General features: G+C 54.7%; 9 protein-coding genes and 3 pseudogenes. 8 read left to right on the top strand and 4 right to left on the bottom strand.

Going from position 1 to position 12,722, the window contains the following annotated elements:
- Positions 1–117 precede the first annotated feature (117 nt).
- On the bottom strand, positions 118–1,041 hold the full coding sequence (locus ACA072_RS09200; protein ID WP_497624044.1) for a LysR family transcriptional regulator: 924 nt from the start codon (positions 1,039–1,041) through the stop codon (positions 118–120).
- A gap of 268 nt (positions 1,042–1,309) precedes the next feature.
- Between ACA072_RS09200 and ACA072_RS09195 the strand changes: the two are divergent.
- Positions 1,310–1,564, top strand: a pseudogene (locus ACA072_RS09195) (arylsulfatase); the annotation flags it as partial.
- Between the two features lie 282 nt (positions 1,565–1,846).
- On the opposite strand, the gene ACA072_RS09190 reads toward ACA072_RS09195, so the two are convergent.
- Positions 1,847–3,124 (bottom strand): OmpP1/FadL family transporter, encoded by a 1,278-nt coding sequence (locus ACA072_RS09190; protein WP_497624043.1) that lies wholly within the window; start codon positions 3,122–3,124, stop codon positions 1,847–1,849.
- Positions 3,125–3,683: 559 nt separating this feature from the next.
- Between ACA072_RS09190 and ACA072_RS09185 the strand changes: the two genes are divergently transcribed.
- From ACA072_RS09185 to ACA072_RS09155, 7 genes and pseudogenes are all read left to right on the top strand, one after another.
- A complete protein-coding gene (locus tag ACA072_RS09185; RefSeq protein WP_497624042.1) occupies positions 3,684–6,218 on the top strand; it encodes an arylsulfatase in 2,535 nt (844 codons plus the stop codon).
- Between the two features lie 116 nt (positions 6,219–6,334).
- Positions 6,335–7,477: a formylglycine-generating enzyme family protein gene (locus ACA072_RS09180; RefSeq protein WP_497624041.1), complete on the top strand. Its 1,143-nt coding sequence runs from the start codon at positions 6,335–6,337 to the stop codon at positions 7,475–7,477.
- Positions 7,464–7,619, top strand: a pseudogene (locus tag ACA072_RS09175) (transporter); the annotation flags it as partial. The gene ACA072_RS09180 and the pseudogene ACA072_RS09175, both read left to right, overlap by 14 nt.
- 48 nt (positions 7,620–7,667) lie before the next feature.
- Entirely contained in the window at positions 7,668–8,345 is a 678-nt protein-coding gene (locus tag ACA072_RS09170) for a DUF3313 domain-containing protein (protein ID WP_497624040.1), read from the top strand.
- A gap of 111 nt (positions 8,346–8,456) precedes the next feature.
- Positions 8,457–8,838 (top strand): annotated as a pseudogene (locus ACA072_RS09165) (hypothetical protein).
- 13 nt (positions 8,839–8,851) lie between these two features.
- Positions 8,852–9,310: a glycine zipper 2TM domain-containing protein gene (locus ACA072_RS09160; protein WP_497451152.1), complete on the top strand. Its 459-nt coding sequence runs from the start codon at positions 8,852–8,854 to the stop codon at positions 9,308–9,310.
- Between the two features lie 307 nt (positions 9,311–9,617).
- A complete protein-coding gene (locus ACA072_RS09155) occupies positions 9,618–10,373 on the top strand; it encodes a bestrophin-like domain (RefSeq protein ID WP_497624039.1) in 756 nt (251 codons plus the stop codon).
- A gap of 573 nt (positions 10,374–10,946) precedes the next feature.
- On the opposite strand, the gene ACA072_RS09150 is transcribed toward ACA072_RS09155, so the two are convergent.
- Positions 10,947–11,393, bottom strand: coding sequence for a GNAT family N-acetyltransferase (locus ACA072_RS09150; protein ID WP_497451150.1), 447 nt, complete (start codon positions 11,391–11,393; stop codon positions 10,947–10,949).
- Between the two features lie 532 nt (positions 11,394–11,925).
- Positions 11,926–12,237 carry a hypothetical protein gene (locus tag ACA072_RS09145; protein ID WP_497451149.1) on the bottom strand — a complete coding sequence of 104 codons (312 nt, stop codon included), beginning with the start codon at positions 12,235–12,237 and terminating at the stop codon, positions 11,926–11,928.
- Positions 12,238–12,722 lie beyond the last annotated feature (485 nt).

Genomic DNA, 12,722 nt, shown 5'->3' with positions numbered 1-12,722 from the left:
CTTCGCGGGCAAGCCTCGCTCCCACAGGTTTTGTGTCGTTTACATCATTGAGGTACGACGCAACCCTGTGGGAGCGTGGCTTGCCCGCGAAGGCCGCGACTCGGTTTTGAGGCTGGCTCAAACCGCACTAAACCGCTGCCCAAACCCCCGTTCCGAAAACTGCTCAATAATGAAATCCACAAACGCCCGGGTCTTGCCCGGCAGCAATTTGTGTTCCGCGTAATAGATAGAAATGTTGCCGTCGTCGACATACCAGTCCGGCAACACCCGTTGCAACGTCCCGGCCTCCAGATACCCCGCAGCAAACGGCATGCTCACCAATGCAATGCCCAACCCCTGCGCCGCCGTCGCACATGCCGCTTCCGAATCGCTCATGGTCATTCGCGCCTTGAGCGTCAGCGGATTGTGTTGCTGAGTGCGACTGGTCAATTGCCAGGAACGCACACGGCCAGTCTGTGGTGAGCGAATCAGGATGCCGTCGTGGTCCTTGAGTTGATCGGGCTCGACGATCTCAGGCCGTGCAGCCAGATAATCAGTTGATGCCACCAACACCCTATGCGCTGGGGTCAGCTTGCGCGCCACCACGCCCTGGGGCAGTTCGAATCCCCCGCCGATCGCCGCATCGAACCCCTGAGCGATCAAATCGACCTGACGGTTATCGAAATGCCAGTCCGGGTTGATCGCCGGAAAGCGCCGCAGAAATTCGCCCAGTAAGGGCACGACATATAAACGCCCGAACACCGTGCCCATGCTGACCTTCAACGTTCCCGCCGGCCGGCCCTCGGCGCTGGCGAGGTTGGCCACCGCATTTTGAATCGTGTGCAGGCTGGAACTGACTTCACCGAGAAACAGATGACCGGCCTCAGTCAGCGCCAGGCTGCGCGTGCTGCGCTGGAACAGCCGCACACCGAGCCGGGCCTCAAGCTTTGCAACACTTTTACCGACCGCCGCCGGGGTCAGGCTCAAGCGTCGTGCGGCCTCGGCGAAGCTGCCAACCTCGGCGCTGCGCACGAAGCATTCGATACTGCTGAAGGTTTCCATAGGCGTCACTATAAACTTCTGGTTTACACAGACTATCGCAATTGCCGTCTACTCAGCCCTCAGCGGTCATTAGAAAATAAAATGAAGTCATTAGTTTATAAAACGGGCAGATAGGCCCGCCCTATTTGCTACGGACAGCAATTGTCCATTTTCTGCCTCTCGCTAAGGGCAGTAATCGGCCAAAAGCAGTCAGTCCGACTGGACACTCGGCACTCTCGTTTCAGCCATCGATGTCCAAATAAGAGCCACAAGTGCTGGTGGAAACCAGCTTGCAATTCTGACCAACTTGCGACTTGACCCGTTTGAACGTACCGGCTGGCCGGAGAACCAGACGGCTGAGGGTTCCCAGCAGTATTTCGACTGGTTCAAGTATCAGTTCTGGCGTTTCGTGTTTGTCCAGCAGCAAGTCGCCAAACTAGCTGAAACGGCGATTGAATACCCACCTATGCAAAAAGGCGCGAGCTTCAATCTCGATTCTGTCAAAGCCAAGATCGAAGCGGCCCGGGCGGCGATGGCCAAGTAAGCGGTCGAATACAAGGGTGGCTGGTGCTGGCCACCCGCGTTCGTGACTGATATTGCTGAGGTCACCCTATGCGAATAAATGCATCCGCCCTGCCCGCACCCAACCTGTTTGCCATGCGCTGGGTGAGTCCGTCGTGGAACCCGAATGCTTAGGAGGGTTGAACCGCTTACTTCAGAAGCACCTGCGTATCGTTTGTCTCAACGCGACACCAACACACCATTTATGGGACAGGTTGATGGGGCCGTACTCCTCGGGTGGAAGTTATCTGTTCGATTGTCCGGTTCAGAAACGCCAGGTCATGTTGCCCGTGAGGGCATGAATCCAGGCATCGCTGAACTCGCCCGAGGTGCGATCGCCAGCCAAGGTTTTTGTCTGATCTACAGCCATATCGCCCAGCCAGAGGGAGACCCAGCTGAAGTTCACGTCAGTGTTCTGGTCCAGGGCATAGCTGAGTCCGGCAGCAAAGCGCCAGGCATCACCCATAGGAACAGTAAAGGTCCGGTTGCCATCGGAGACTGCCGAGGTGTCATAGGCGATACCGAAATTCCATAACAGATTTTGCGTCTGCTGGTATTGCGCACCCACAGCCAGTTGATAAGTGTCCTTGAAGTTGGCATCAACGGTACTCGATTGCGCACCGGCAACTGAAGTATCAACTTCGACGTTAATCTCACCAAACTCTGACCAGTCTTGCCAGTTCGCCGTGGCCAATAATGCCCATTGACTGTCAAGTTGCTGATACAGACTAAGGCTGGCAGTTTGTGGAACTTGCATATCAAGCTTGGTATTAAGACCATTGAGTCGATCCATCGATGGGCCAGTGCCGTTCACATCCAGACGATCCTCGAAGTCCAGGTCGACCTTGCTGGTATAGGCCAGGCCAATCCGTGTACCAGGCTGTGGCGCATAGATCACGCCAAGATGGGCGCCATAGCCCCAAGTGCTGTCTTCGTACTTGTATTTACCGTCCGAGCGCTCAGTCAGACCGAATGGCCCGCGATTGATCGCCGCCTCTGATTGCAACATGCCGTACATGGCCTTGAACCCGCCCCCCGCCGACCATTCATCGTTGAAGCGATAGGACACGCTGGGGACCAGTGACAGACCGGCAATACTGGCGTTTTGCACGAAATAACGTCCGGACCAGTCATTGTCGTAGTTTTCTGCCAGCCCGAAGTCGCCATAAGAGCCAAAGCCGACGCTCCACTGCTCATTCAATTGGTGGCTGATGAAGAAGCTGGCGGCCGGTATCGGGTCGAGCACATTGCCGCTGCCGGTACCTGGAGTATTGGTTGCACCGTCCCGGTCAAACGTCAGGTTGCCGAAAAGAATCTGGGCGCCGGCGCTGATCTGAGTGCCAGCCAAGTAACTCAAACCAGCAGGGTTACTGGCGATCGTTGAAGGGCCCTGCGCCCTAGCCGCTGCGCCGGCGTTGGCCAGCCCGGTGTTGTCCGTGGCGATCTCATACAACATGAGCCCGCCGGCAACTCCCCGCTCACTGATGGAAAGTGTCAGCAGTGCAAGGGCAGTGATCGACAATGCAATTTTGTTCGACTGCATGACGCCCCTCACTGAGGATTTTTAATCACTATGGTTCAGGTAAAATTGCAACCGGTTTCTTTTGGCGAACTTAAGTATTGCTGAGGATTCGATATTGTCCATATGTCCATATGTCCATGTGTAATAACGGCGCCCAGCACCAAATGTGGCTGACCTGATATCAATGGCTGATGCTCTCGAATGATTGAAACTGTTAACTAAATGAGACACCGAAAGGCGTTATGGCCGTGCGCATTAGAAATACTTAAAGCGCTGAAAAAATCGCAGAGGTCATTTGTCTGTTGTGACGAAGAGCGCCTGAAACAAACTCAGCCCACTTGGCTGGACGAGCGAGATTATTGATCTATGCTGAATCATCAATATCGTCCACAAGCGGGTGTGATATTCGATGTTTGCGTTGATCGTGTTTTCCGCGCCATATAAATACGCGGTATGCGTAACGCACCTTCTTTAGGCCCATCAATTCCAAAACAGAATTAAAGCTATAGCGACTTAAGTGTGTTGCCTGGTTCGGCGTCGCACGCCGCCTGGGTGATGGATCAAACATCTAGGAGGTCCTATGCGCAACGTCAAACTGGACATCGACTCACCAAAAGGCGGACTGCTCAGCATCTTGGTATTCGCTATTTCCGCAATCGTCATGCAGCAGGCCAGTGCGGGCACCGATGAGATTAACGGTGTACCGGGCTCGCCCAGCGCCACGCTGAATATCAGCGGTGAACAGATTCCTGCACCTCCCTCAAAATTCGAAGGCAAGATCGAGCGTAACGCTGCGCAATCCAAACCCTACTGGCCGCCTCGTATCGAGCCACACAAGGGAGCGCCAAACGTATTGCTCATCATCACTGACGACACAGGTTTTGGCACACCCAGCACTTTTGGTGGGGTAATACCCACTCCTACCCTTGATCGGGTCGCTCGGGAAGGACTGCGCTATACGAACTTTCACTCGACAGCATTGTGCTCGCCCACTCGCGCGGCGCTACTTACTGGACGTAACCACCATTCAGCTGGCTTCGGCGTCATCTCTGAGCAATCATCTGGCTACCCTGGCTATAACAGCATCATCCCACGCGATAAAGCGACAATCGGACGAATGCTTAAAGACAACGGCTACCGCACTGCGTGGTTCGGCAAAGATCACAACGTTCCCACCTTTCAGGCGAGCCAGGATGGCCCCTTCGACCAGTGGCCGGTCGGAATGGGCTTTGAATACTTCTATGGCTTCATCGGTGGCGACGCCAACCAATGGGCGCCGAACCTGTTCCGTAACACCACCCAGATCTACCCGTTTGTAGGCAAACCCGGCTGGAACTTGACCACGGCGATGGCCGACGACGCAATTGCCTATGTGAACCGCATCAATGCGCTTGCACCCGACCAGCCGTTCTTCGTCAAGTACGCCCCCGGAGGTGTCCACGCGCCACACCACCCGACACCCGAGTGGATCGAGAAAATTAGCAAGATGAGGTTGTTCGACCAGGGCTGGAACAAGCTCCGGGATCAGATTTTCGAAAACCAGAAAAAGCTCGGCGTGATTCCAGCCGACGCCAAGCTCACGCCGTGGCCTAAAGACCTGCTCAAAGATTGGGACACGCTATCGCCGGACGAACAAAAAATGTTCATCCGCCAGGTCGATGTATTCGCAGCGTACGTCGCTTATACCGATCACGAAATCGGCCGTGTCATCCAGGCAGTCGAAGACATGGGCAAGCTCGACAACACCCTCGTCATTTACATTAGCGGCGACAATGGTGGTAGCGCCGAGGGCACGTTGCTCGGCACGCCAAACGAGGTCGCAAGTTTCAACGGTGTGGACGTGCCGGTCGCCGACCAGCTCAAGAGCTTCTACGATGATTGGGGCTCCGACAAAACCTACAATCACATGTCGGTGGCGTGGTCTTGGGCATTCGACACCCCCTTCTCCTGGACCAAACAGGTTGCCTCACATTTCGGCGGCGTGCGGCAAGGCATGGCGATCATGTGGCCGAAGGTGATCACGGACAAGGGTGGTATCCGCAACCAGTTCCAACATGTCATCGATGTCGTACCGACAATCCTCGAAGCGACGCAGGTCAATCAGCCCAAAGTGGTCGATGGCATCACGCAGAGTCCCATCGAGGGGACCAGCATGATGTATACGTTCAACAAAGCAAATGCCGACGTGCCCTCGACCCACAAAACTCAATACTTCGAAATGATGGGCGACCACGCGATCTATAACGACGGTTGGATCGCCAGCTCGAAAGTAATGCGACCACCATGGATCATCGTCGGTAACGTGAGCCAGGACCCGGCCGCTTTTCCCTGGGAGCTCTACGACCTCAATAAGGACTGGACTCAATCCGAAGACGTCGCCGCCAAATATCCAGAGAAGCTGAAGGAAATGCAGAATATCTTTTGGGCAGAAGCGGAGAAATATCAGGTGCTGCCACTCGACTCGACGGTTGCGACGCGATTGGTGACGCCGCGTCCGAGCCTGACTGCCGGACGTAACGTGTTCACATGGACGTTGCCGCTGACGGGTATTCCGAACGGTGATGCGCCCTCCGTTCTCAATGCCTCTTACACTTTCAAGGCCGAGGTCGATGTGCCAACCGGCGGTGCCGAAGGCATGTTGATCACCCAGGGTGGTCGTTTCGGTGGGTACGGTTTCTACCTGCTGAAGAACAAACCGGTGTTCCTATGGAATCTGGTGGACCTCAAGCGTCAGCGCTGGGAGGGACCCGAGCTCACGCCCGGCAAACACACACTGGAGTTCGACTTCAAGTACGACGGCCTTGGTATGGGGACGCTGGCGTTCAACAATATGTCCGGCATCGGACGCGGTGGCACCGGAGTGCTGAAAGTGGACGGCAAGTCCGTTGCGGAGCAGAAGATGGAGCACACCATCCCTCTGATCCTGCAATGGGACGAAAGCCTCGACATTGGTTCAGACACGCTTACCGGGGTGGCCGACCAGGACTACCAGCCGCCATTCGCCTTCACCGGCAAGATTGACAAGATCACGTTGACGATCAACCGGCCAAAGCTGACGCCTGAAGACGAACAGAAGCTGTTACAGGCGCAACGGGATAACAAGACCAGCGAGTAACGGGTACCGATGGTGATCCGAAGACGAGGGGGCTGGAGGACGTTTCGGTCGTGGCACCGGGCGATGGCCAATAGTTTTGCAGTGGTCACCGCCAACAGACACCAAGGGGAACGCAGATGCTCATCAGGAAACGGAGTTTAGGCATCGCTTTAGTCGCAATCGGAATAGTGTCTGCCTGCCTGGCTTTTACTGTGTACCAGGACATTCGCGGTCCGTTGCCTTTGACACTCGGTGATGGGAAAAATGGCCCCCTGGATATGGTCTGGATTCCTGCTGGCGAATTTTTGATGGGTAGCGATCATAAGCAGGCGCGACCCAACGAGGGGCCGGCTCACAAGGTTCGACTCGATGGCTATTGGATCGACCGCTACGACGTCACCAATGCCGATTTCGCCCGTTTCATTTCTGAAACGCATTACGTCACCACCGCCGAACGCAAACCCAAATGGGACGATCTGAAAGTTCAGCTACCGCCGGGTACTCCTGAGCCGGACGACAGTGTAATGGTACCTGGGGCATTGGTTTTCGTGGGCACAGACAGACCAATCCCGCTGAATGACTTCAGTCAGTGGTGGGCATTTGTCCCAGGGGCCGACTGGCGCCACCCGTTAGGCCCCGACAGTACAATCGAGGGCAAGGAAACCCATCCGGTTGTTCAGGTTTCACGCGAGGATGCACAGGCGTACGCGGCATGGGCTCATAAGCGCCTACTGACGGAGGCCGAATGGGAGTACGCCGCCAGAGGCGGACTGGAACAAGCGAACTATGCGTGGGGGAATGATTTCTCGCCCGGTGGAGAAAAGATGGCCAACACCTGGGACGAGGTACAACCGTTTCCCGTGACCGAGTCCAGCAATAAATTCAAGATCGGTACCAAACCGGTAGGCAGTTACAGACCTAACGCCTACGGGCTGTACGACATGTCCGGGAACGTTTGGCAATGGGTCGCCGATTGGTATCGTGCCGATGCGTTTAGAGTTGGGCTCAAGCGTCAGTCGGCTGGTGAAGTAGCGGTTAACCCGGTGGGTCCATCCGATAGCTATGACCCAGATCTCGGGGTAACGGCCAACGCACCGCAGCGTGTGATTCGCGGTGGATCCTTTCTTTGTAGCGACAGTTACTGCACGAGCTTTCGAACCAGTGCCAGGCAGGGCGCGGATCCTATGAACTCCATGTCGCATCTCGGGTTTCGCTTGGCGATGAGCAATGACCAATGGGAAAAGAACCAGACTCAGCCACGCGCGGGACCAGGACACTGACGTGAACTTCAGCGGGGTCTCCCTCTGGCTCGGCGACATGCCGGTGGATCAGACAAAAACCTTGTCCGGCGATCGCACCTCGGGCGAATTCAGCAATGCGTGGATTCATGCGCTCACGGGCAACATGACCTGGCGTTTCTGATGTTCTGTTGACGACTAATACGACTTAATCCAAGGAGCATAAAGCACTATGAACCAGTCCCGAAAATTGCTCGTCGGCGCCGCTCTGACCGGGGTTCTGCTCGGCGGTTGCACCTCGAAAGTCACCGAGCGTGAGCAGTACTCCGGCTACCTGTCCAACTACAACAACCTACAAGAAGTCACCACCCCCAGCGGCGGCACTGCGATGCGTTGGGTGGGTCCGTCGTGGAACCCGAATGCGTATGACACAGTGGCGTTCAACCGGCTGGAACTCTATCCGGCACCTAAGCCCAATGAGCGGGTCAACCAGCAGACACTTAACGATATCCAGAACTACATGACCACAAAGGCCAAAGGCGTGCTAGGTCAGAAATACCGGCTGGTATCCACTACGGACGCAGCACCGGCCGGGTCGAAACCCTTGATCCTCCGCGCGGCCATCACCGGGGTAACCGCTTCGAACGAAGGCATGAAGTGGTATGAAATAGTTCCGGTCGCTGCCGTGGTCGGGGCGACACAAGCGGCCACCGGCCACCGGGACCAAGACACTAACTTGTTCATCGAAGCTGAGTTTATAGACGCAAACACCAATCAGACCGTTGCCAAGGTGGTGCGCAAGGTGTTCGGTAGCCAGCTTTCGAACGAGAGCGAGAAAATCACCACCAAGGACTTCAAAGCCGCGATCGACAAATTGAACGCCGATCTCTGGGCTTTCATCCGTAGCTAAGCCACGCTTCAATCGTCAACACTCGTTGGCGGTTGAATATCCCTCAACGAGAGGACACCCGACATTTGAGCTTGTTCATCGCTTCGACTCTAAACATTACACTGGCCATTACTGAGCGCAGCGCTCTTCGCGAGCGTACTCGCGCTGAGTGCTTGCGCAACGGTCGATGCCCAGACGACTGCTTATGTCAGGGTTGAACACCCTGCGCCAACGTTGGCCAGCGAAGTACAGATATTACGTGTGGAGCCCCTTGGCCCAATGTGCGACTGGGCGAAATACTGATCGATGCCAGGTGTCGACCCGGCGCCGCCGATCACGCAGGTCGAACAGAAAATTGCGTGAACAAGCAGCCACTCTCGGCGCAGACGCAGTGGTCGTCGTTTACGACCAGATTCAGCCCGTCGCCGCCTACGTGACAGGCCCACTGTAGAGCCGTGACATAGAAACGATCCAGGGACGCAAGCTCAAAGGCATTGCCATCCGATTTCAATAATGAGGTGCACAGAATGAAAACAATCTTGTCCTGGCTGACGCTTACGTTGGTGGTTGTGCTGATCAGTGCCTGCTCCACCGTGGGATCAACCGATGGCGGTGCCGGTGAAGTCGAGATTCGCTCAGGGAAGATCGAGCATATCTCGCTGACGCAGATGCAGACCAATCACGACAGTGGCGTAGGCGCTGTTCTCGGTGGCCTTGGCGGTCTTGGTATCGGTAGCCTGATCGGTCGTGGCACCGGACGCGACGTCGCCATGGTTGCGGGCGCTCTCGCTGGCGCTGTCGGCGGCAATTACGTGGAGAAGAAAAAATACGACCAACCGATAGAAGCGCAACAGATCATCGTGCGGGTCAAAAGTGGCGTGCTGGTATCGGTTACCCAGCCGATCAATCCATCCCTCGGTAAAGGCATGAATGTTTATATCCAAGGCTCAGGTAATGACGCTCGAGTGGTACCGCAAGGCGGTTAAGGTTCACTAGGTGTTCGGTATTCCTCCGAACAATATGCCTTCAACAGTTACACTTGGAAATCACCGTATTAGTACCATGACAAGCAACCTCCGAAGACATGAGATCGAGGTCGACAACTTATGGGCATGGAAGGTTTGGCGCTGAAATCGCACTACACTCCACCACAGCAGTAAACGATTTATACGCGCCGCTCGCAACGCGGTTCGAACGGACTGCTTGGCATGGTTGACTCGCGATTTGCATGCGGCGCGAGCCTTCCTCACTACGGCAGGAATTCCGAGGTGATTCGATGCGTAATTTTCTCTCATGAGCCATGTAGCTATCGGACTCATCGCCTTCGTCGCTATCTTCGGCGGCGCTCTTGTTGGCATCTTTTCTGCGAGGGTTTTGCCCGAGCATCACCTCAGCAATGAGTCGCGCAATGCGATCTCCGTTTCAGCGGCGATTGTCGGCACGCTTTCGGCCTTGGTGATCAGCCTGATGATCTCGACGGCAAACAGTTCGTTCTCGACACGGTCGAGTGAAGTATCCAGGATTGCCGTCGACATCGTCCGTATTAACCGAGTGATGCTGCGTTACGGACCAGAGGCGGAGGATGCCCGCACTAAGCTGCGCCTCTACGCGAGGGCGAAAATGCAGGAATTGTTTCCAGCGACGGGTAAACCCTTACATTCAACTGAAACGACTGTCGGAATGATGGAGGCGATACAGGAATCGATTCTATTGCTTGTTCCGACTGATCCGAGACAGCGCTGGCTTCGCTCGCAGGCGCTCACACTTTCAGACGATGTTTTACAGGCGCGCTGGCTGCTGGCGGAACAGCGTGCCAGCAACATTCCGATGCCGTTCCTGATCCTGTTGATCTTTTGGCTTAGCCTGGTTTTCGCCAGCTTCGGTTTGTTCGCACCTCGAAATGCCACGACTATCGCCGTTTTCTGCCTCTGTTCGGTTGCGGTTTCGGGAGGCATCACAATGATTCTGGAGCTGGACTCGCCCTTCTCCGGCCTCGTCCATGTCTCCGGTGAGCCGATGCGCCAAGGGCTGGCCGAGATCATCCGTTGATTAATTAGTCGAGGACGGGGTCGGTCAGCACATAAAATTCGCTTAGCCGAAGACCTCGTTATCCCCGGAACCGAGACACTCGAATATCTCCTTTTAGCGGTGACTGCATGGCCGGATCGATTTTGGACTGTCACGATGGACCTGTTTGGGTCGTTCTCTGCCGGTCTGGGCCACGAAACGTGCTGGTCAAATCCGATGCAAATGACTGGTCAGGTCAAATGCAAATGGGTGCGCAAGTCTGTGCAATTACCCAGCAGGCAACATAGGTCGTTTAGCGGACAACGGCGGCCTGAAATATGCCCTAATTTTGCCCTAAACGTCTCAGTGCGATTGGCGGCATTCGGCCGGTCGTGACAGGCAGAAAACGGCCAATTCCCGCCGATGCTGACCGGCAGCTATGGCTCGATTGCTGCCCTTCGCAACAGGCAGGAAACGGTAATCTGTGCTGACCACTGATTGCGTCCGAGGCGATCTCACTGTATCGACGCAACCGGCGAAAAGCGAGCCTAAGCAGCCATTCAGGACTCTCCTGCACGCATGAGTGATCGTAAGCATTGAAAGACTATCCATTAGTCATTTGATATGTCGGTAGACCTTTGTTGTGCGCAACGAGAATCCTGCCCCCTCGTATAAACGATGGGCAGATTCACGATCTGGGTTGGATGTTAAATCCAGTGTTTTCGCGTCGAGGTCATGGCTTTTTTCTATTGCTGCTTCTATGAGTGCTTTGCCGATCCCTTGGCCTCGAACACTGGCATCTACTACGACGTCTTCGATCCACGCACGAACGCCTGTCGGAATACGAAAATGAATTAAGGTTAGCGCCCCCAAAATGCTTCCTCCACTTGCTGCTCTCACGACTAATAAATGGGAGCATTCGGAATCCACGATCTGCTTCAAATCTTCCATTGTCATAGCTTGAGCGTTTTTGGAAAGCTGCAGGAGAAGGTCATTAAGAGATCTGAGCAGTATAGGATCGGTCTCTTGAACCACCTCGACAATAGCGGATTGGTTTGTCATTAGAGATCCTCAAGTGAAGGGGGGGTAAAGCTTCAACGGTTCATTCGACACATTATCCCAAAGGTTCTGCGAGTGACCGCTTCTGGCCGTTTCTGCCTATCGCGAATTACCGGTTTGGCTCGATTACAGCCGTTCGTGGCGGGCAGAAAAACATCGCTCGCAGGGTTGCTCCGTGGCGTATGGAACCCGATCGCTGCATATATGACTAACGAGTGAATCTTAAAAGTCAGCGAGTAATCACATGCATATGTCAGAGACGTACCAGATCATGGAAGCACTATCTGCCAATGACGCGAACCTAAAGCTTCACGAGGGATGGAAGCTCATTAGCGTCGTGGTGACCACACATCCAAATGGCCAGCTTCACCCATGCTACATCCTTGGTAAATCAAAAGCGGTGCATGAAGCCCCTTCATCAGATTGATCGTGGTTAGATACGAAAAGCTATTCGATTGAAGCCCAAAAGCTCGCGCGTCATGCGGGCTTTTTTGATGCGACATCTAGGCTCATCACGTGACTCTAACGATTTTGGCTAGCGAATGAGACTAACGGCGGTGGCACGGATCAGAATTTCTTCCTGTTGAAAACGCTCTTCAAGATCGCGCTTGAAGCTTTGCCACCAAAGCCGATCAACAGCTTCAACTATGACCTCATAAACGATGATGTCGTCCTCTGCACGCTCGTTATCTTCCTGCAGTGAAATACCTTTCGCCGGATTGCGAGTGAAAGCAGTCACTCCTCCGAACTGCTCGGCCAACTGCTCGCGTACACGGCGAAAAAGCTCGATGGGCTGAGGCGTGCCATCGTTCGTGTTGAGCGGCAAAAAAATCTCGATCAGGTGCATTTGGATAACCTCGATATCTTAAGAGGTCGTTTCGTGAAGGCAGATGCCTGTTCATAGGATCACTTATGCCGCCTCTCGCAGGAAAATTTCGATGGACGTTGAGCACCAATTCCTTCGAAAGCGGTAAAGCGATGTTTAAAATCCTGGTGATCGGCACGCGCCGCTACGATAGTGCCCACACCCCAACATATACGTTGCTGAGTTTTGAGCCAAGACTCGGATCTCAGTATTGGCCGGTAATACGAAATCAAGCCCCAAAGGTTCGGGGCTTGATAGCGTAAGACGGCATCAGGATTTGCGTCCTCCACCTCCGCTCATCCCATCGTCCTTGCTCCCCATATCAGATGATTTATCGCGGTCATCGGAAAGAGTGCTATCGCGTCCGCTTCCTTTTCCACCGGGGTTGGATTGATCAGCCTTATTGGATTGTTGTCCGCCTGAAGCCTGGCCGCCTTTTTGGCCTGGTTTGGACATGTTTTCTTTAT

It is taken from the genome of Pseudomonas sp. LBUM1656, from assembly GCF_059716065.1.
Note: the sequence above shows the minus strand (reverse complement) of the source record. Positions and strands in the feature narration are given on the sequence as shown.